Genomic DNA, 21,379 nt, shown 5'->3' with positions numbered 1-21,379 from the left:
ATCAATTTTTTGAACAAAATTGGTTAATGGCCATTAACGCTTTTTTCTTGTAAAACGATTAAGGCAATGAAAACGCTACAGCAGAAATTATTTTTTTAAGAAATTAATGTGTTGTGATAAGATTTTTGGTTAATCTACCGTTATATCGCCATTTATAATTAGTTTGCTTTTTACAGCACTTCCATTAACTTTTGCAGGTACAAAGGAGAGATCATCAGGATGCAACTTAGAAAGGGCAATGATTTCAGTTTTGTTATAAGATGGAGAAGTAATTTTTACTTCATAGTTAGTTAATTGACCGCTATCGCTGATGGTAAAAATATAGCTTAATTTATGAAATCCCTTTATATGCTTTAATTCATTTGGAATATGAAAGCGATCGGTCAAAAAGGACATTCCGTATAAATGGCCACCAATTTTTGCCGGATAAATAACTTTATCACCTTCTTTTAGTGAATCAATTTCGAAAGTTATCTCTTCAATCGGTACATTGTATTCTAACTTTTTGGTGGAGTAATTATATATCTGTTCAAGTGTATCAAGGGGGCAGAAAAAATGCCAACGGCCTATTCGTTCGTTGTTTTTGTACATGCCTGTAGCAAGTTTCTTTTTGCCTGAAACTATGGTCGCTATGCCATTTTTAATACCCTTTTGTGATTTTAACTCTGTAGAGTGCTCAATAAAGCCTCCGCGTACATACCGATAGTGAGTATGTGTAGAATCAGTTTTTTGGGCTGAAACAGAAAAACAGATGAAAGAAAGAAGGATAGAGAGGAGCGTTTTCATAACTTAAATTATTGTATAAAGAAAAAGAGTTTTGACATCATATCAAAACTCTTTTTCCGCTTATTTTTTTTAGCCGTACATTTCTTCGCGGAGTTTTGCAACATCAGCATTGTTAATATACTCATCGTATGTCATTAACTTATCAATAGTACCTTTTGGCGTAATTTCAATAATCCGGTTGGCAACTGTTTCTGTTAACTGGTGATCTCGCGATGTAAACAATATCGCACCTTTAAAATCTTTCATACCATTGTTTAATGCCTCAATCGATTCTAAGTCAAGGTGATTGGTCGGCTCATCAAACATTAGTAAATTGGCTTGTTGAAGCATCATTCTCGAGAACATACAACGCATTTTCTCTCCTCCCGATAAAACTTTAACGTTTTTCAATACTTCCTCACCTGAGAACAACATACGGCCTAAAAAGCTGCGTACAAATTGCTCATCAGCATCAGTTCCAGAATATTCGCGTAACCAGTCTACCAGGTTTTCGTCTTTTCCTGCAAAGTACTCAGAGTTATCGTTCGGAATATCGGCAGTACTGATGGTAACACCCCATTTAAATTCACCTTTATGGGCTGCATCGCGACCGGTTAATACATCGTAAAACGCTGCAGTAGCCAAACTGTTTTGAGATAAAATGGCAATCTTATCTCCTTTATTTACCATAAAAGTGATTTTGTCGAACAATACACCGTCATTTCCGCTTTTACCAAGGTTTTCAACCTGTAAAATCTGGTCGCCAGCCTCACGGCCGGTATTGTTGAATATAATGGCCGGATATTTACGGCTTGATGCCTTAATCTCGGTAATATCAATCTTATCTAAAGCCTTTTTACGCGAAGTAGCCTGCTTAGATTTCGAAGCATTTGCACTAAACCTCCGGATAAATTCCTGCAACTCCTTCACTTTATCTTCCATTTTCTTGTTCTGGTCGCTACGTTGTTTTAACGCCAGCTGACTAGATTCGTACCAGAAGGTATAGTTACCTGTGTAAATGCTCATTTTAGCAAAATCGATATCCACAATATGCGTACAAACAGCATCTAAAAAGTGCCTGTCGTGCGATACAACCAATACAATATTCTGGTAATCGGCTAAAAAGTTCTCTAACCAGGCAATGGTTTCGATGTCCAAATCGTTGGTTGGCTCATCCAGTAATAAAATATCTGGGTTGCCAAATAGGGCCTGAGCTAATAATACACGTACTTTTTGTGTGTTATCAAGCTCTTTTAATAATTTATAATGGTTGTCTTCAGTTATGCCTAAGTTGCTCAACATGGTTGCAGCGTTACTTTCCATGTTCCAGCCATCCATTTCAGCAAAAAGATTTTCCAGTTCTCCGGCACGTTCGCCATCCTTCTCGGTAAAATCCTCTTTCATATAAATGGCATCTTTCTCTTTCATAATGGCATAAAGCTCTTTATGACCGATCATAACTGTTTCTAATACCGAAAACTCGTCAAACTCGTAATGGTTCTGTTTTAAAACCGCCATTCTTTCGCCCGGAGTAAAAGCAACACTGCCCGAAGTTTGGCTAACTTCTCCCGATAAAATTTTTAGGAAAGTAGATTTACCTGCACCGTTAGCGCCAATTACGCCATAGCAGTTGCCCTGGGTAAATTTTAAGTTAACATCCTCGAATAATGTGCGTTTGCCGTATCGTAACGATAAATTAGAAACTGAAATCATGCTATAATTGAAATAAGGCGCAAAGATAGGCAAAAAGGTTGAGGGTAGGAAAGTAGAAGGTTAAAAGTTGGAAAGTTATAAAAATTGAAAGGCTTGAAGGCGGGAAGGTTAAAGGTGGGAAGGTATTGAAAAAAACAATAAGGTTTAATCTGTTAATCTGTGGAAAAACATTTATTTTAGCCTCATGGAAAACCATCCGCTACTCGAAACCATCAAAACGACCCTTCAGAAAAATAAAGTAGAAAAACTGGCCGCCATTGCATCTGAAGATACTTTTTCGGTTAAAGATTTGATCGACATTAGTTTTTATGCGGATGAACAGATTGGTTTCAGGGCGGCCTGGATTTTAGAAAATGTATACACTAATCATCAGGATAGGTTTTTGCCCCATAGTCTTTATTTTCTGGAAAAATTTCCACTCCAAACCAATTTTTCAGCCCTAAGGCACTTTGTTAAAATCCTTGCCTTTATGACAAAGAAAAATGCATCGTCAGAAATGAAGGAAATCATTGTTAATTACGATACCGACCATTTGGTTGAAGTTGTTTTTAGCTGGTTGATTGATGAAAAGGTACCTGTAGCCATTAAATCGCACTGTTTGAATATACTGGCCAATTTAAATACTAAGCACAATTGGATTAAAGATGAACTGATGGAAACTATGGATTTTTTAGTCGATAAAGAGAGTATTGCATTTTTTGCGAAGGTTAAACAGATTAGGAAACAGCTTTCGGTTAGGAGGTAAGGCGGCTAGGTGGGGGAGCGAGCATTGGGTAGCAAGTGTTAAGTATTTAGTATAAAGTAAAGAGTATTAAGTATCTGGTATTTTATTTTTTTTGCTTTTACTCTTTTTGCTTTCTGCTTTGGTCTTTCCGCTTTGGTCTTTCCGCTTTCAGCTTTAGTCTTTCCGCTATATTAAAGTCAAATCTTACGGTGTAGTTCGATTCGCTTTCTGCTTTCTGCTTGGGTCTTTCCACTTTTCGCTATTTTTACCACATGAGTACTACTTACGAAATTGTATCAAAAGTTATAAAAGAGCGCCGTAGTATTTTTCCGGCGAGTTATATTAAGAAAGAAATCCCTGTTGAAGTGATTAACCAGATTTTAGAAACGGCTAATTACGCACCAACACATAAATTAACAGAGCCCTGGCGTTTTGTGGTGATCAGAAAAGCAGGCTTAGCTAAGTTGGGCGAAGAGCTAGGCCGTTTGTATAAAGCATTGGTAAGTCCACAACAGTTTTTACAGAAGAAATACGATAGTTTTACCGAAAAAACGAGTCAGGCCGATTGTATTATTGCCATTAACATGCAGGTTAGCGGTAAAATACCCGAATGGGAAGAATTGGCAGCTGTGGCTTGTGCAGTACAAAACATGGCAATTACAGCAGAGAGTTTAAAAGTTGGCGCTTACTGGAGTTCGCCACCACTGATTGATGATTTGGGCGATTTCTTAAAACTGAAAGAAAACGAAAAATGCATCGGTTTGTTTTACATGGGCTACCACAACGAAAAACCCTGGGAGCCGAACCGTGGACCGATTGCCGAAAAGGTGAGCTGGATTGAAGAGTAGTTTGTATTTAATAGCTGATGGATTATAGCCAATAGCCAATGGTTAATTTTACCTGGAGTTTGTTATCTTACACCTTTACGTTTTCCATTTGGTCCTGATATGCTAAATCCACTCGATCAATATTTTGAGCAAAAAGATGAGCCTGTTAAAAGTTGCCTCCAGTATTTAAGGTTGCTTTTAACGGGCTATGCTGATATTACCGAACATTGGAAATACGGTATGCCTTTTTATTACCATAAAGGAAAAATGTTCTGTTATCTTTGGATTCATAAAAAACTCCATCAGCCTTATATTGGTTTGGTAGATGGAAAACACATCGAACACGAAGATTTATTGCAAGAGAAAAGGGCCCGAATGAAGATTTTATTAATCAACCACCTGGATGATATTCCCAAAACGAAGATCGAATCCATTTTAGTACAGGCCTTTGCGCTTCGAAAATAAAACCATCTCGCCTCGCTCATTTTACATTATTACATTTTCCATTACCCACTATGTCTACTTTAAAGTCGAATTTATATCAACTGTGTTTAACCTTCATTCAAAAAAGAATAGAGAATATCACTTATTCAATGGAGCAGGCCCGTCAGGCTTCAAATGATGATACCAAGAGCAGTGCCGGCGATAAATACGAAACCACACGCGAAATGATGCAGCAGGAAATGGACCGGAACAGTAAATTGTTGTACGAAGCCGGGCAGCAGAAAATTGCCTTGCAACAGCTCGAAAATGTAGAATCAGCTAAGCTGGTTAAAAATGGTAGCCTGGTATTCACCTCTGAGGGTAATTTCTATATCAGCATTAGCGCAGGAGAATTAAATGTAGATGGACAGAAGTTCTTCGCAGTATCGCAGGCATCGCCTATTGGTAAATTGCTGATTGGAAAAGCCAAAAATGAGGGCTTTAAGTTTAATGGGAAAGAATACCTGGTAAAAGAAATACTTTAAGTTGTAATTGGATATTAAAATCTGCGAGTAAATCTGTTTAGCCTGCGGGAACCATTTTGTTAATATTTATTCCCGCTGATTAAGGTGATAAACGCAGAACATCAGTTCGCTTTGTAATTCAGCTTTTTAAACGCGATAAAATTTATTTCAAACCCATTCTTGCTACAAAAGCCGGCAACAGGTAAGGTTTTAGTTCTGTAAAGGGAATAAACACCACAATTTGTCCCTGGGCATAGCTGGCCACCTCATAAGGGTTGTACATAAAAGCAAGACCGCTGCTGTTAAAATAAAAGTTCTTATTGGGTTTTAAATAATTATCGAATAAAACTGTATTTAATGCATCAGTTGCTTTAACGTTATATTCTTTTCTGAAGTTTTTCTCTAAAATGCGCTGTAATGTATTGGAGTCAATTTTGATTACGTCGCTCAAACTCATTTGTTTTTTGTTTTGAACATCCAGGCAATACATGGTGCTGCTGTAATTACCATGTGCCCCTCCGGTATAGCTATCCGCTAAAAAATCGATAACTACATAGCCATTGCCATTGTAGTTTATACTTTGCTGACTGTTGTTAGTGTAGTTCATCCAGGCCTCAAAATCATCGGTTCTCCCGTTTTTTTGCTGGTCGGCTACTTCGCTTTTGTAATCTTTAAAGTAAGCCTGCGCTATGGTTTTAAAGCCGGTTTCGCGTTCTGCATTGTTTTTGATGCCCGATATATGTTTAAGCTGGTCATTTAACCAGGTGCCCTGATCATCTTGTTTTTTTGGCTGTAGGTATTCAAAACTAATTTGTGCTGAAGGCGATTTGGTTTTATTGGCAAAAGCCTTTGCCGAATCCTGATAAATGCCTGCCGTAAATTCGTAACTGCCATCAGGATACTCTTCTGTAAGTAAAACCTGGTGTGTTTTGGTTTTATCGCCACTTTGCCAGGTACCTTTAAATGCATTACCAGTCCATTTTAAAGAAAGGTGAGGTTGCTTAGCGTTCTGATCGAAATAATAATCGTAAAAACTGTTCTCACGCAGTACTACGCTATCTTTACCAATTAAGGTATCGCTTGCCAAATTTAACCACGAACCGTCGTAATAATAGTTTCCATCATAATCTCCGTTTACCTTTTGCAGGTTCATTACTACCGTTTTACCGGCAATGGTACCTGTTAAACGTTTGTAAAAGTTTTCGGGTAAAGCGGTTTCGGTTGTTTTAGTGCTGTCGGTACTTTCGTTATTTGCTGTGCTGTTTTTAGCATTGTTACAGGCCGATACAATCAGCAATCCGAAAAGGTAAAAAGGAATAAGATATTTCATAAGGCAACGGTTAATTTGCTTATAACTTACAGTCGAAACTAGGATTTTGTTTTATTAAAGCTCTTGTTAATGCTGTAATAAAGATTTTTTGCCGTATATCTTCCCGGGTCAATGATCCTTCTGATTGTGTACAGGGGATAGTTTTCATCTCTTGCGGTCGATAAAATAAAAGCCGCTTTAAAACCATGTTCTTTTAGTTTATGCAGGTTTGCCGCTTTGTACACTCCATAAGGGTAGGCGAAATATTCGACTTTTTTACCCGTAATTTCTTCCAGTTTTTTGGTCGGTTCATCAATCTGGGGTTTCCAGTCTTCATCGGTAAACTGTGCGAAATTTTTATGGTCGTAAGTATGACTGGCAATCGTATTTCCTTCGTCAGACAGTTGCTTAATCTGCTCTTTGGTCATGTAATTGATGCGGCCTTTTCTACCAATCGATACCGTCATGATAAAATAAACGCCCTTAAAGCCGTGTTTTTTAAGCGTGGTGTTACCAACCGTAAACTGATCTTCATCCGTATCATCGAAAGTAATCATAATCGGTTTCTCTGGTAGTTTGGCTCCATACACCAGGTAATCGTAAAGCTGATCGGGCAAAATAGAATGATATCCACTATCTGCCAGCATTTTCATGTGCTCCCTGAATTTATCGGGCGCAATGATATCATCGTGCGCCCTTTTGCTATCGCTGGCAGTTGTATTTCTGATTTGATGATAACACAAAACCGGAACTTCCCGGCGGGCCAGTATGGTTTTGGCATCAGCAGGTTTCGTATTTGCCGAATCAATTTTAGCCGCTTCGGTAGCTGTTTTTGCAGCAGGTTTTTCCTTTGCCGCATTTGACGGCTGACATGAAGCGAATAACAGGGATGAAAGGGCGCTGTAGAGCAGAAAATTTTTCATGTTCCTTTTAAAATGTAAAGAAATTAAAAGCTGTTCTTAATGCTGTTGCTCAATGTTTTTGGCGACCAGTAACCACTTGCAATAATACGACGGATGGTAAACAATGGGTCTTTTTCATCGCGTTTGGTTGAAAGTTGGTAAGCCATTCTGAAACCACGTTTTTTCAGTTCAGGAATACCTTCTGCATTCCATAAACCAAAAGGGTAAGCAAATTCGGTCATTTTTTTACCTGTAATTTCTTCAAGTTTTTTGGTTGGTTTATCCAGTTGCTCTTCCCAGTCTTTACCAGCATATTTTTTAAAGTTTTTATGGTCGTAAGTATGGCTGCCAATTACATTTCCTTCATCAGAAAGCTGTTTAATCTGCTCTTTAGTCATGTAATCAACAAATTTACCTTTACGGCCAATCGATACGGTCATGATAAAATAAACTGCTTTAAAGCCCAGCTTATCTAAGGTAGGGCGTACAATCGTAAACTGATCCATATCGGTATCATCGAAAGTGAGCATAATAGGTTTGCTTGGCAAGGCTGCGCCGGTATTCAGGTAAGCATAAAGCTGATCGGGCAGGATGGTATGATAGCCACTATCTGCCAGCATTTTCATCTGATCTTTAAAATTCTGGATTTCTACAATGTAGTCTTTACCCACTTTTCCATCGGTTGGTTTCCAGTTTCTTACCTGGTGGTAACATAAAATAGGTACTTGTTTCCTGGCCAGGATGGTTTTAGCATCAGCCACTTTTATTTTCGATACGTCGACTGCAGCAGCTCCGGTGTTTCCACTTGTCTGTGTTGATTTTCCCGTAGAATCTTTTCCTGTTGAACTTTCTGGTTGTGATTTAGATTGGCAGCTGGCGAATAGGATTGCACCTGCTGTTATTAATGTTAGTAGGCTGTATTTCATAGTCATTATATATGCTTGCAAAACTATAAAATCCCTTAGTTATTTTATACCAATTGTAATGTTGTTGATAATTATTTGTGCCTGAGTGATATTTAAATAAGCTATCGTTTTTATTACAAAATTTCACCACTTAATCGGCTTTAATTAAATAATTTAGCCGCTCCAAACAATTATTCATGAATAAACTTTACAAACTACTTGTTTGCGCGCAGTTTTTGTCGTTAACTGTCGCTGCACAAACCAAAACATTTACCATTACCGAGAATATTCAGCCGCAACCTAAGGCAAATTATCAGCTTGCTTCGCGTTTTTCGCCAAATAAACTTAAAAAAATGGTGTATTCTACGGCTGTAGATCCACATTGGTTAAAACTGAGCAACCGTTTCTGGTACACTTTCGAAAGTCCGAAGGGGAAATTCTGGTACCTGGTTGATCCGGCTGCGAAAAGCAAAAAAATAATGTTCGATAATGCTAAACTGGCTGCAGACATTACCTTGATTGTGCGCGATCCTTTCGATGCTGAGCACTTGCCTTTAGAAAACCTGAAATTTGCTCAGGATGAAAAAAGTATTTCTTTCGAAATTAAAAGTACAGTTGATGAGCTGAAAAAAGACCGCAAGGATAAAAAAGGGGCCGATTCGATGCAGAAGAAAATCTATTCTTTCAAATATGAGCTGGCAAGTGCAAAACTCACTGAAATCCCTAATTTCAGCAGGCCGAAACCTAAACCAGGCTGGGGTTCGGTAGCACCCGATTCATCGGCGATTATCTTTTCTCGCAATTACAACCTGTATTGGATGGATAAAGAAAACTACAAAAAGGCTGTTAAGAACGAAGACGACAGCACGATTGTAGAGCACCAGTTAACTAAAGATGGTGTTAAATTCTATTCGTACGGAAGTGATGGAGATGGCGAGAATAATGTAGAGAACGAAAAAAATAACAAGAAACGCCGCGGTGCTTATGTACTTTGGTCGCCTAATTCAAAGTATTTTGTATTAGATCGTACCGATTCGCGCAAGGTGAAAGACCTTTGGGTAATCAATAGCGTTACTGCCGGTCGCCCGACTTTAGAAACGTATAAATACCAGATGCCTGGCGAGGCTGAAGCCCCTCAGGATGAAGTACTGTTGTTTGATTTCAATGCGAAAACCTATAAGAAACTAAGTGTTGCTGCATTTAAAGATCAGAGTATTTCGGTTTGGAGCAAACCAGCTTTAAATAAAGACCGCGATAACGAATTTCGTCCGTCGGTTTGGTTGGGTAACGACAGCCGTTTCTATTTTTCGCGCACCAGCCGCGATTTAAAACGCATCGATATCGGTACGGTTGATATTGCCACAGGTAAAGTTACGCCTATAATTGATGAGCGTTTTAATACTTATGTTGAAGTAAACCGTCCGGGGGTTGTAAACGATGGTAAGGAGCTGATTCATTGGAGCGAACGCGATGGCTGGGCTCATTTCTACCTTTTTGATGGAAATGGTAAATTGAAGAACCAGATCACAAAAGGAGCTTTCCATTGCGAAAGTATTGTCAATATCGACGAGAAAAAGCGTGTGCTTTATTTTACTGCAAATGGCAGGGAAGGGAAAGAAGATCCTTACTATTTGCATTTATACAGCATTAATTTTGATGGATCGAACATGAAGCTGTTAAACGCAGGCGATTTTGACCATGCCAGTAACATGAACGATAACAGTTCTTTCTTTGTTGATAACTACTCGAGAGTAAACACAGCACCAAAATCTACTTTGTATGATGGTACAGGTAAAAAAGTAATGGAACTCGAAACTACCGATATTTCTTTGCTGGTAGCTGCCGGTTATAAATTTCCTGAGCCGTTTAAAATAAAAGCAGATGATGGCATTACCGATTTGTACGGGGTAATGTATAAGCCTTTTGATTTCGATCCGAATAAAAAATATCCGATTATTGAGTACGTTTATCCGGGTCCGCAAACCGAGGCGGTAAACAAAGCCTTCAGCAAAAGCATGGACCGCACCGAGCGCCTGGCGCAATTTGGCTACATCGTAATTACAGTGGGTAACCGTGGTGGTAATCCTTCGCGTTCTAAATGGTACCATACTTACGGTTACGGAAATCTGCGCGATTACGGTTTGGCTGATAAGAAAACTGCTGTTGAGCAACTGGCCTCAAAATATGCCTTCATTGATGAAACCAAAGTGGGCATTACCGGACACTCAGGCGGTGGATTTATGTCTACAGCGGCGATGTTGGTTTACCCCGATTTCTTTAAAGCAGCTGTTTCCAATGCTGGAAACCACGACAACAGCATTTACAACCGTTGGTGGAGTGAGAAACACCATGGCGTAAAAGAAACCATTTCTTTGAAAGGCGATACTTCATTTAAATATAGCATCGATAAAAACCCTGATTTGGCGAAGAACCTTAAAGGCCATTTATTGCTGATGCACGGCGATGTTGATAACAATGTGCACCCTGCAAACTCAATCCGCGTGGCCAATGCATTGATGAAAGCTGGCAAGCGTTTCGATTTTCTACTCATTCCGGGGCAGCGCCATGGATTTGGCGATATGACAGAATATGCGTTCTGGAAACTGGCCGATCACTTTAATAAATATTTAATTGGTGATTTTTCTACGCCAAGTGATGTCGATCTGGTAGAAATGGACCGCGATATAGAACAAAACGGGAAGTAATTTTTAGTTTGAATAATTTAAGAGATGCCTTGTGGAAACACAGGGCATTTTTTATGCTTTTTAAGGTGTATGGGCCACGGATGCACGGAAAAACACGGTGGTTTCGAGTTGTTATGCTGTTGCCATGGTTTGTGGTCGTGGTTCGTGTCATCACAAATCACTTATTTACTATCCCATTTCCTAACACCAACATCCAATCTTTATATTTTGAAAAGCAATTGCTGTAGTACTTCGGTTATTGCAGTCCTGCTCTTGCCCATAGTCCCGATTTGAAGGAATCGGGAGCTATCTGGCGCGATCAGGTTTATTTAACTCCGTGCAGCATTTCAAATGCTATTTTCTTGGTTTTAATGTCATGGTTTGTGTCTGCACAAACCATCATTTGTTTGCCCTGGGAAAACAAAAAAAGGTTCCGAATATGATTCGGAACCTTTAAGGTAATTAGCTGATCTGATCTGATTTGTTTTTACTTGTAAAGGTAGTTTACCGCAATTACGTCGTTTGCGTTAAAGGTACGGTTACCGCCATTTGAGCAGGCTAACATAAATGAAGCTGCATCTGGCTGCGAAGGTGTACCCGGAATTCTTACCGCTCCTACAGTTGATTTACCTTCGTTGCCGGCACCACTGGCACCACAACTAAAGGCACGGTTCATGTAGTCGGTATGACGGAAACCAATACAATGCCCTACTTCGTGCTGGATCACTGAAGCCAGGTACAATAAATTTGGATTGCTGCCATAAGCTGCTGCATTGGTATTCATTCTGATCTGATTGTAAGGATTACCCGAAGCAGTAGGGAAACCGGCCGAACCTAAAGTAATAAAACCACCACTAGGCCCTTCGTTAAAGCCAACTACATTAATGTTGCCGGTTGTACCGGTAGCCGCTCTCTGGAAGGTTATACGTAAGCCCAAAGAGTTGTACCTCGAAATCATGGTATTAACCGCATCGCTGTACACTTGTGGCAGGTTGGTAACCGAAACAGTAATTACGCGAGGTAAAGATTTAACGGTATTGGTGGTTCTATATTGCTCGGTTTCTGCAATGTTCAGATTCGCATCCGTCGAAACTTCGGTTAAATTGTCATCAGTTAAAAGGATATCTCCCTCAACTAAATAACCTTCGTCTATTTTACGGATATTGTCAGTACTGAAGCCAAGCGATTTGATCTGTGCAAGCGTGTTGTTTGAAATATCAGTCTTGTTCTCTACCGTGTTCTCTGTATTATTACTTTTACAAGAAAATAACACAGTGGATAAAAGGCACGCAGTTGCCACTGATAAAAATTTGGTGTTTTTCATTTCAGTTAGGTTTAAATGAATAATGATTGAATAAGTTAGTTAATAATAGTTTGCTAATTACCTTATAAATACTAATTTAGAGAAGAATTGTGATGTAAGCAAAATTTTACAAATAAATTATTCTTGAAAGTTAGCACTGTATTTTTAGTTATATTGTTATGTCTTTGTGTATTTGATTTAAAGGCACAATCACAACCTGTAGGAGTAGATAAAAATTTTAAAAAATTTATTTCAGCCAAGGGTAATATCGAATTATTACATCCAAATGAGCTGTTATTGGTGAAGTTTAAGCGTGCTTTAACCACAAGCGAAATTCAATTATTAAAACCTAAAAAGAAGCTCTCCGGCGACTACTTTATTGTTGAGAAAGGTGCTGTTTCTACACTTTCGCCTGATCTTGTTTACCAGGGTAGCGCCAATGGCTTATGGAAAGTAAGTGATGGCTTAATGAAAGTACTCAATAAGGGCAGTAAAAAAGGCGATTCCGTTCAGGTTAGGCTGGCCGTTAAAAGCCTTAATGTTTTGCCTGTTTTCCTTAAAAATTTAAAGGTAATCTCGGTTGATCGGACAAATAATATTTGCGTAGTTTATATTTTGCCAGATGATTTAATGCCGGTCTTAGAGCAGGATGAGGTGCTGTATGCTGATATTATAGCAGTAGCGAAAAATGAGGTGGTAATTAATGGGCTGGATTTGGGACTAAACCAGATTGCCAATGCGCAAAGCCTGTTTCCGGGTATTGATGGAACCGGCATCAACCTTTCACTAAAAGAAGGGATGTATGATGTAGCGGATCTCGATATTTTAGGTAAAACGGTACCGGGAGCAATACTAACTGGTAAAGCAACCTCGCATGCCACCACTATGGCAACTCTCGCCATAGGTAATGGCAATTCGTTTATCAGGGGATTGGGTGCAGCACCAAAGGCCAGGCTGGCATTTTCGAGTTTCGATAACCTGCTGCCTGATTTGCCCGGTGATTTGAATAAATTTCAGGTCCGGGTGCAAAACCATTCGTATGGTGTGGGTATTGATAATAATTATGGTATCGAAGCTGCTGCATACGATAAACAGGTTTTTGAAACTGATACCTTAATCCATGTTTTTTCGGCCGGAAACAGTGGTACACAAACACCTTCAGCTGGTTTTTATCAGGGCATAGCGGCCAGGGCTAATTTAACAGGTAATTTTAAACAGGCTAAAAATGTGTTGGTTATTGGTGGTGTAAATAGAGAAAATGTTTCTGAAAATTTAAGTAGTAAAGGTCCGGCTTATGATGGGCGTGTAAAACCAGAACTGGTGGCTTTGGGAGAAGATGGTACTTCGGGCTCTGCGGCCATTACAAGCGGATCGGTTGTACTTTTGGAGCAGTTTTATCGACAGAAATTCAAAAAAGCGCCTTCAGCTTCGCTGATTAAAGCAGCTTTAATTAACGCTGCCGATGATTTGGGAACGCCACAGGTAGATTATGTGTATGGTTACGGCAAACTAAATGTAACCCAGACTTTAAAAACTTTGGCCGATGACAGGGTTGCGCTTTACACGGTAGCCAAAGCCCAGGATTTAACCATCCCCTTAAATGTACCGGCTAATGTTGCCGAAGTTAAAATTACCCTGGTTTGGAATGATCCTGCTGCGGTGGTTAATGCAGCGCAGGGCCTGGTAAACGGTTTAGATTTGAGTCTCGAAAATCCTGGGGGAAGTTTAACTTTACCATGGGTTTTAAATGCTGCAGCCGATTTAAATTCACTTTCATCACCTGCTGTACGGAAAGCCGATCTAATCAATAATATCCAGCAGGTTACTTTAGAAAATCCGGCAGCCGCTAGTTTTAAAGTTCATGTAAAAGGCGATCGGATTACCCAGGGCAACCAACAGAATTTTGCACTGGCCTACAGCTACAAGCTTAAAAATACTTTTTCATTTATCACTCCCGAAAAAGAAGGTAGTTTTTTTGCCACTGAAAGTAATTATATCCGATGGGATAATACCTATGCTTCTAAATCAGGTAACTTATCGGTGAGTTATGATGAAGGCTTAACCTGGGAGTCAATTGCGGCCGGTGTGGATTTAAGCAGGGGATTGTACAACTGGAATGCACCTGACCGGTTTTCAAAAGCTATTTTGAAGATGGAAGTAGAAGGAAATGTGATTTTAAGTCCATCTTTTGTAGTTTCCAGCCCTCGGGTATTAAAAGTAGGTTATGTATGTAACGATGGTATTGTTTTAAACTGGAACCCTCAATCTGGTGCCAAAGATTATACGGTATATGGACTGGTGAACAATGTGTTAAGTCCGGTTTTAAATGTAACCGATACCTTAACTAAAATAGATAGGAGCAAAATAAACAGTAATTATTTTGCTGTAGCCGCAAATGGTGCCGGTTTTACAGGGCTAAAGAGTTATACGATCGATTACACCCAGCAGGGGATTGCCTGTTACGTAAGAAGTTTAGCGGCAAATAATACCACAGATGATAAAATCAGGCTCGACCTGAGTATTGGTACCACACTCGATATTAAAAACATCGTTTGGGAGAAACAAACTGGTGTAAACACCTACACCGTTTTGAAGCAAACACCGCCAGTTCAAAACCAGCTCGATTACACTATTTTTGATGAGAAACCTAAACCAGGCATACAATTTTACCGTGTTACTTTCGAAACCGCCAATGGGAGGTATAATAGCGATCTGGCTTCGGCGGTTTTTCTGAAAGAAGACGATTTTTCTTTCTACCCCAATCCGGTTACAGACTACCTCACTATTCTAAGCGGTTCGTTTAAAGATTATAACCTCTCGCTGTACAATATGCTGGGGCAAAAAGTTTTTGACGAAAAAGCATCGAGCACCAACCGTTTTAACCTGAATTCACTTGCGGCAGGTGTTTATGTGGGAGTAATTGTACAGAATGGCCAGCATGTTAAAAAGTTTAAGCTGATTAAGAGGTAATCGCTCAAATGTTGCCTATTCTTCTTATTTTACAAAAAATAATACCATGTTCATGAAAAAAATACTAATGTTTTCTGCTTGTACATTTTTCTTTTTTGCATCGTGCAGGCAAGGAACAAAAACAGCCGGAGGCTCTGCCGATTCTTTAGCCATTAAAGCCATTAACGACAGCAGCTTAACGCAATACCTTTCGGTAATTGCTGCCGACAGCCTTCAGGGAAGAAAGCCTTTTACCGAAGGCGAAACCAAAACCATTAATTATTTAAAATCGCAATTCGAACATCTGGGCTTAAAGCCAGGCAATGGCGATAGTTATTTTCAAGAAGTGCCCATGGTAGAAATTAAATCGGTGCCTGAAAATAACATGGTATTTGAAGGCAAAACCACATCACTTAGCCTGAATTATTTAACCGATTTTGTGGCTGGTACCAGGCGCGTACAAGAGGAGGTAAGTATTAATAATTCGCCTTTGGTTTTTGCCGGCTATGGCATTGTTGCGCCTGAGTATGGCTGGAATGATTACGCCGGCTTAAATGTAAAAGGCAAAACAGTAGTGGTATTGATCAACGATCCGGGGTTTGCCGACTCTGCCTTGTTTAAAGGGAAAAATATGACTTATTATGGCCGCTGGACTTATAAATTTGAAGAAGCAGCCAGACAGGGTGCGGCTGGAATTATTATCGTACACGATACCGAACCTGCAGCTTATCCCTGGACGGTTGTAAGAAGTGGCTGGTCTAAATCCAAGCTCAACCTGCAATCGCCCGATAACGGAATGAGCAGAGCAGTAATTGAAGGATGGATTAGCCTGGATAAAGCAAAACAGCTTTTCGCTTTGGATGGAAAATCATTCGATAAACTGGCTTTAGACGCACGTAAGAAAGGTTTTAAAGCAATTGATTTAAATATTACTACTTCGCTGAAGGTTAAAAATACCATTAAAAAGTCGGTTAGCTATAATGTACTGGCCACCATACCGGGCAACAGGCAGAAAGATGAAGCCATTATTTATTCGGCACACTGGGATCATTTGGGGATAGGAGAGCAGGTAAAAGGCGATTCTATTTACAATGGTGCCGTTGATAATGCTACAGGCGTAGCTTCTCTATTCGAAATTGCTTCGGCATTTAAAAAACTACCCAAAAGCCCCGAACGCACTATTTTATTTATTTCCTATACTGCAGAAGAGCAGGGTTTATTGGGCTCAGAATATTATGCCAAACATCCGGTTTTTCCGTTGGCTAAAACCGTAGCCAATATCAATATGGATATGATGGGGATAGCTGGCAAAACAAAAGATATTGTGGTTTATGGTTTCGGTCAGTCGGAACTGGAAGATTATGCCAGCGAGGCCGCTAAAAAACAGGGAAGGGTAATTGTTCCCGATCCAGTTCCGTCGTCAGGTCTGTATTACCGCTCCGATCATTTTAACCTGGCCAAAGTTGGTGTTCCTTCTTTATTTACAGGATCGGGTGTTGATAATATTGAGCATGGCAGGGCGTGGGGACTGAAGCAGGTAGCAGATTTTACCAAACTCCGCTACCATTCGCCACAAGATAATTTTGATGCCAAAACATGGGATTTATCAGGTATTGTAGAAGATGTACGTATGCTTTTCGATATGGGCTATCGTTTAAGCAATGAAGCTGGTTTTCCAAAGTGGAAAGCTGGCTCGGAGTTTAAAGCCATCAGAGAAAAGAAATAAACAAAAAGCGCCCCGATGGTATTTCGGGGCGCTCTTTGAAAAAAAGTCATTAGTTAAATGCTTCCTGCCGGAAGGATTTAATTAAAAGTGGAACTGTACACCTAATTTTGGTGCGAAAGTATTAGCTTCTAAACCGAAAGAGTTGCTGGTTGTTTTTGCACCAGTTGCTTCAGATTTGATTTGGTTGTTTGCATAACCTAAACCGTTAACCGATACTTCGATACCGATTCTTTTAGTTGGGAAGAAAGCAAAACCTGGAGCAACGTTAACACCAATTGATGTAGTTGTACCCACTTTAGCACCTGTATCGCCGTTAGCATCAACTGCTTTTACGGTACCGAAAGCCATAGGAACTGATAATTGTCCGAAGAATTTAAATTGCTCTGATAAACCAACATAGTAACGGCCAAAAGGGGAAACCTGGAAAGCACCGATCTGGTTTGGAACTGCTCCGCTTACAGTTTTAGCGTAAGTATAACCTACACCGGTACCGATTGCAAAGTTGTTGCTTACAAAATAACCAACACTTGGTATTACACTAAAGTCGATATCTGATTTTGCAGCGCCTTCTACTTTTGTTGAATTGAAACCAACATTACCGCCTAAAATAAATTTTCCTTTTTCAGTTTGTGCTTTTGCACCAAAAGCTAAACCTGCTACTGCTACTAATGATAATAATAGTTTTTTCATTGTTTTATTAATTATATATTGTGTTAAAATATAGCCAGTTTTACTATTTTAATGTCTGACTATATTTGCCTAAAAGTCAACACTTGTGCCAAAAAACCCGGCTTAAGTCATCAAAAAATCAGTTTTCTGTCAACCCCTTAGTTTATAGTTAGATGTAAATTTAGGGTTAACTCAATATTATTTTCGTGTGACCAAAAATCAATCGATCGATTAATTTTTTACTCGTGACAAATTGACAATTTGACTTTTTTTGTATAAATGTCAGATTTTTAGGCAGTACAATTTGACAGTTTTTTAGGACAGCTTTAATTCATTCGGTGGTTTGAGCAGGGGGGAAACAAAAAAGCAAACGGGATATTCGCCCGCTTGCTTTTCCTACCATCATTTTATGGTTTTGTTAATAGGTATTGAATTTAAATTTCTGGTTATTTCCGCTGCCTTCCGACCAGATATTAAGCAAAGTGCTGTTTGCGGTATTGCTACCAGGCACATCTACATTTTTTGAAGGCACATTGCGTGGAGATAGGGTATAATAACCACCATCTACCGGTATAATGTTAAATTGTTGTGCAGTAGTATTGCTATTGGTTCTTATTTCGAGTTTAGTACCGTTTGCTGTAGCAGCACCCACTACAGTAAGCACTTTACCAGGAGCATTTAAAGGCGATAGCTGGTAATAACCTTCGGCATTTTTGCTTACACTCCATCGAGCATTGTTAGAATTTCCGTCGGTGTAAAGAATAATCTGTGCACCATCGCTTGATGAGCCACCCGATACGTTAAGCAGCTTATTGTTATCCAGCGCTGTTGCAATTTCGTAACTGGTATTTGCAGGAAGGCCAACATAGTTAAAGCCACTGTACATTTGGTTAATGGTTGCAATATCACTTGGCGTTAAATTGCTTGTGGGATAGCTGGACTGATAGGTAGAACCATCCAGTTTGGTGATGCTGGGCTGCCCGGTATTAGAGAAAGCATAAGGTTCGTACATCATAATTGATTCAAAATCGAAAGGGCCAACTGTCGTATTGCTCGTAGCCGAAAGCTTATTGAAATTGAATTCTTTCTCGTCGGGAACATTTTCGGGATAAAAGATGGCATAGCTATCGCGGTCGGGCCTGCACTGTTCGTGGTTAACACCTAGTGCATGGAATATTTCGTGCATCAATATACCCGGATAATTGTAATTGTAGATGTTAAGGTTTTGAGCACCGCCAACCATACCCACAGAAGAACTGTTTCCGGTACCTTTTACAAAATTGATGTAATTGGCCTGGCTTGTTCTTTTCACAAAAACTACGGGCGATACCCTCGAAATGTTTTGCATGGCTTTCAGTGTCCACGAAGTGTCGGCACCTAAACCGGTAAGGTCATAATAAACAATTCCATTGGTCCACCGTTTTACCAGGTTGTTAATAATCAGTCCCCTTTCGGTAGTCGATAACGATTTATTGCTGTTTGCTTTTAACAGATTAAACTGTTGCGGTGTAAGTGTAATATCATCGGCAAAATAATATATCCCGTTAATTTCTTTGATGATGACTTTGTTGCCGTCTATGGTGAAGGTGTGGGTTTGATCAGGACCGCTTCTATCGGGGCCGGCATTTGTCTCATTTACTTTCTTACAGCTAAAAACGGTAAGCATAATGCCAGTAGCCAAGCATAGCGCCAGCCGGATCTTCATTTTGGTTGTTTTCATAAGGTTTAAGTATTTGGTTAGGTAAAAATGATGGTAGTATGTTGGTATATAGTTTTTTATGTTTTTTTTAAGTTAATACTATTTCGAAATTATATAGAAAATGTTTGATCTAGTTAGTAGTATTTTAACCAAATATAATTGTATTTTAATATTTACTTTAATGTATTTTTAATTGACTTTTAAAATTCTTTAGGTTTATGCTGCTTGACTAATGAAATAGGTATAAAAATATAATTGCTATTTTTGGCTTATAATATTTTGCCATGACTGAAAATACCTCTACCACTGCCATTATTGAAAAAACTGTTTTTCCGATACTATTTGCATTAAGTTTCTCGCACTTACTAAATGATACCATCCAGTCGTTAATTCCGGCAATTTACCCCATTATTAAGACGAGTTATCACCTCAGCTTTTCGCAGATTGGTTTAATTACATTAACTTTTCAGCTGGCAGCATCGTTATTGCAGCCTTTTGTAGGTTTGTATACCGATAAAAAACCTCAGCCTTACTCATTAGCTACGGGTATGGGCTTTACGTTAATTGGTTTGGCATCACTTTCGCAGTCTACGCACTTTTATACCATATTATTATCGGTTTGTTTTATCGGTATTGGTTCTTCAATTTTTCATCCCGAGGCCTCGCGTATGGCACATGCCGCATCGGGCGGGAAGAGAGGCCTTGCGCAATCTGTTTTTCAGTTGGGTGGCAATGCGGGCAGCTCTTTAGGACCGTTGTTGGCGGCCTGGATTATTGTGCCTTACGGACAGTTTAGTGTGATCTGGTTTTCAGTTATTGCACTTTTGGCCATCATCATTTTAACTTATGTAGGCAACTGGTATAAAGGCTTTATGCTTTCAAGAAGTAAAAAGGTTAATATCCAAACAGTTGTTAACCAGTTTTCGAGAACTAAGGTTATTTTCTCGGTATGTATTTTATTGCTGCTGATCTTCTCCAAATACTTTTACATGGCCAGCTTAACCAATTATTTTACTTTCTATTTAATTGATAAGTTCCATGTTTCGGTGCAAACCTCGCAGATTTATTTATTCGTATTCCTGTTCTCTGTAGCTGCCGGAACGTTATTGGGCGGACCAATTGGCGATAAAATAGGTCGGAAATATGTAATCTGGGCATCTATTTTAGGTACTGCGCCTTTTGCATTATTATTGCCACATGCCAGCTTATTTTGGGTAGGGGTTCTAATTGTACCTATTGGGATGATTTTAGCTTCAGCATTTTCGGCTATACTGGTATATGCGCAGGAGCTTATTCCGGGTAAAGTGGGATTGGTAGCCGGTTTGTTTTTCGGTTTCGCCTTTGGTATGGGCGGGATAGGATCGGCACTTTTAGGTAAATTGGCCGATTCGACCAGTATTGAATATGTATTTAATGTGTGTGCATTTTTGCCGTTGATTGGTTTGCTCACCGGCTTCCTTCCAAATATTGAAACCAAAAAGAAATAAAAGAAAAAATCCCATCAGCGATGGGATTTTTTTTAATTGAGAATTTTGAGGTTAAAATAGGATATAAATCTTAAAGCCAAGATTGTTGATGAAACCTTGTGTATTTAAATTGAAATTTGTGTTTTCGTTTGTATAGAAACTTTGATCTGTTGATTCTGTTTGTTTTGTTTTGGCATATCGAATATCTGCACTTAATAAGGAAGTTTCTAAGGCAAACTTTTTAGATATAAACCAGGTAATACCGCCATAAGCACCAATGTTGTATTGATTACCAATGTTTGTGCTAGCTTGAGTGTAATTAGGACTTGTGTTTAAGTTTTTAGTTTTGCTGTAGGTATAACCAGCTCTACCCCCTGCATAGGCAAAAAGTGTTTTTACAATTGGAAAATAATGTTGATAATTTAAATTTCCACCATAGCTTTTTTGTTGTTGCTCAGAATTGTTGGTGTTGTTATACTTATCAAGCCCGTAGGTTAAATCCAATCCAAATTTGCTATTGTCTTTAAAGAAATAGCCATAACCCAGTGTAAAAGTATTGTTTTGAGTTTTGTTTTCGTAATTGTTTCCCTGGTAACTGTTGTTACTGTTTTTGTTTGTGTAGGTGTTCACACCAAAGCTCAGTGCATTCGTACCTTTTGTTTGGGAAAACGCAGATAGCGACAATCCCGCTGCCATAGCAACAAGTAATAATTGTTTTTTCATTTTCATTTGTGTTTTTGTGTATTCAATGATAAACTAAAAAATTGAAACAAAACTAATTATTTAGTTAA

Annotated in this window: 17 protein-coding genes; 8 read left to right on the top strand and 9 right to left on the bottom strand. The window is 39.1% G+C overall.

The genetic code is table 11. The features are described from left to right. Positions 1 to 129 precede the first annotated feature (129 nt). Both HWV58_RS13440 and HWV58_RS13435 read right to left on the bottom strand, forming a co-directional pair. Positions 130 to 786: a hypothetical protein gene (locus HWV58_RS13440; protein WP_175634598.1), complete on the bottom strand. Its 657-nt coding sequence runs from the start codon at positions 784 to 786 to the stop codon at positions 130 to 132. Between the two features lie 69 nt (positions 787 to 855). Continuing rightward, a complete protein-coding gene (locus HWV58_RS13435; protein ID WP_175634597.1) occupies positions 856 to 2,478 on the bottom strand; it encodes an ABC-F family ATP-binding cassette domain-containing protein in 1,623 nt (540 codons plus the stop codon). Positions 2,479 to 2,662: 184 nt separating this feature from the next. Here HWV58_RS13435 and HWV58_RS13430 point away from each other — a divergent pair, with 184 nt between their 5' ends. From HWV58_RS13430 to HWV58_RS13415, 4 genes are all read left to right on the top strand, one after another. Continuing rightward, positions 2,663 to 3,223 (top strand): hypothetical protein, encoded by a 561-nt coding sequence (locus HWV58_RS13430; RefSeq protein WP_175634596.1) that lies wholly within the window; start codon positions 2,663 to 2,665, stop codon positions 3,221 to 3,223. 251 nt (positions 3,224 to 3,474) lie between these two features. Continuing rightward, positions 3,475 to 4,050: a nitroreductase family protein gene (locus HWV58_RS13425; RefSeq protein WP_175634595.1), complete on the top strand. Its 576-nt coding sequence runs from the start codon at positions 3,475 to 3,477 to the stop codon at positions 4,048 to 4,050. A 99-nt stretch (positions 4,051 to 4,149) separates the two neighbouring features. Then, positions 4,150 to 4,494: a DUF1801 domain-containing protein gene (locus HWV58_RS13420; RefSeq protein ID WP_175634594.1), complete on the top strand. Its 345-nt coding sequence runs from the start codon at positions 4,150 to 4,152 to the stop codon at positions 4,492 to 4,494. 50 nt (positions 4,495 to 4,544) lie between these two features. Beyond that, on the top strand, positions 4,545 to 4,997 hold the full coding sequence (locus HWV58_RS13415; RefSeq protein ID WP_175634593.1) for a 3-oxoacyl-ACP synthase: 453 nt from the start codon (positions 4,545 to 4,547) through the stop codon (positions 4,995 to 4,997). A gap of 142 nt (positions 4,998 to 5,139) precedes the next feature. On the opposite strand, the gene HWV58_RS13410 is transcribed toward HWV58_RS13415, so the two are convergent. Genes HWV58_RS13410 through HWV58_RS13400 form a run of 3 tightly spaced genes read right to left on the bottom strand, consistent with a single transcriptional unit; the run spans position 5,140 to position 8,113 of the window. Then, positions 5,140 to 6,306 (bottom strand): DUF3298 and DUF4163 domain-containing protein, encoded by a 1,167-nt coding sequence (locus HWV58_RS13410; RefSeq protein ID WP_175634592.1) that lies wholly within the window; start codon positions 6,304 to 6,306, stop codon positions 5,140 to 5,142. A gap of 38 nt (positions 6,307 to 6,344) precedes the next feature. After that, positions 6,345 to 7,208: a polysaccharide deacetylase family protein gene (locus HWV58_RS13405; RefSeq protein WP_175634591.1), complete on the bottom strand. Its 864-nt coding sequence runs from the start codon at positions 7,206 to 7,208 to the stop codon at positions 6,345 to 6,347. A 23-nt stretch (positions 7,209 to 7,231) separates the two neighbouring features. Next, the gene (locus tag HWV58_RS13400; protein ID WP_175634590.1) at positions 7,232 to 8,113 is read right to left on the bottom strand and encodes a polysaccharide deacetylase family protein; all 882 of its coding nucleotides are present in this window, start codon (positions 8,111 to 8,113) and stop codon (positions 7,232 to 7,234) included. Between the two features lie 176 nt (positions 8,114 to 8,289). On the opposite strand from HWV58_RS13400, the gene HWV58_RS13395 reads away from it, so the two are divergent. Then, a complete protein-coding gene (locus tag HWV58_RS13395; RefSeq protein ID WP_175634589.1) occupies positions 8,290 to 10,797 on the top strand; it encodes a S9 family peptidase in 2,508 nt (835 codons plus the stop codon). A gap of 466 nt (positions 10,798 to 11,263) precedes the next feature. On the opposite strand, the gene HWV58_RS13390 is transcribed toward HWV58_RS13395, so the two are convergent. Then, the gene (locus HWV58_RS13390) at positions 11,264 to 12,100 is read right to left on the bottom strand and encodes a M57 family metalloprotease (protein ID WP_175634588.1); all 837 of its coding nucleotides are present in this window, start codon (positions 12,098 to 12,100) and stop codon (positions 11,264 to 11,266) included. Positions 12,101 to 12,223: 123 nt separating this feature from the next. On the opposite strand from HWV58_RS13390, the gene HWV58_RS13385 reads away from it, so the two are divergent. Both HWV58_RS13385 and HWV58_RS13380 read left to right on the top strand, forming a co-directional pair. Next, positions 12,224 to 15,049 (top strand): S8 family peptidase, encoded by a 2,826-nt coding sequence (locus HWV58_RS13385; protein WP_175634587.1) that lies wholly within the window; start codon positions 12,224 to 12,226, stop codon positions 15,047 to 15,049. Positions 15,050 to 15,101: 52 nt separating this feature from the next. Continuing rightward, entirely contained in the window at positions 15,102 to 16,754 is a 1,653-nt protein-coding gene (locus tag HWV58_RS13380; protein ID WP_175634586.1) for a M28 family metallopeptidase, read from the top strand. 81 nt (positions 16,755 to 16,835) lie between these two features. Here the strand turns inward: HWV58_RS13380 and HWV58_RS13375 are convergent, their stop codons facing one another. After that, a complete protein-coding gene (locus HWV58_RS13375; protein WP_175634585.1) occupies positions 16,836 to 17,444 on the bottom strand; it encodes an outer membrane beta-barrel protein in 609 nt (202 codons plus the stop codon). Positions 17,445 to 17,841: 397 nt separating this feature from the next. Then, on the bottom strand, positions 17,842 to 19,143 hold the full coding sequence (locus HWV58_RS13370; protein ID WP_175634584.1) for a M12 family metallopeptidase: 1,302 nt from the start codon (positions 19,141 to 19,143) through the stop codon (positions 17,842 to 17,844). A 263-nt stretch (positions 19,144 to 19,406) separates the two neighbouring features. Between HWV58_RS13370 and HWV58_RS13365 the strand changes: the two genes are divergently transcribed. After that, a complete protein-coding gene (locus HWV58_RS13365) occupies positions 19,407 to 20,609 on the top strand; it encodes an MFS transporter (RefSeq protein WP_175634583.1) in 1,203 nt (400 codons plus the stop codon). 51 nt (positions 20,610 to 20,660) lie between these two features. Here the strand turns inward: HWV58_RS13365 and HWV58_RS13360 are convergent, their stop codons facing one another. Further along, positions 20,661 to 21,311, bottom strand: coding sequence for an outer membrane beta-barrel protein (locus HWV58_RS13360; protein ID WP_175634582.1), 651 nt, complete (start codon positions 21,309 to 21,311; stop codon positions 20,661 to 20,663). Positions 21,312 to 21,379: the final 68 nt, after the last annotated feature.

The sequence above is a fragment of the Pedobacter ghigonis genome (assembly GCF_903166585.1).
Lineage (GTDB): Bacteria > Bacteroidota > Bacteroidia > Sphingobacteriales > Sphingobacteriaceae > Pedobacter > Pedobacter ghigonis.
Note: the sequence above shows the minus strand (reverse complement) of the source record. Positions and strands in the feature narration are given on the sequence as shown.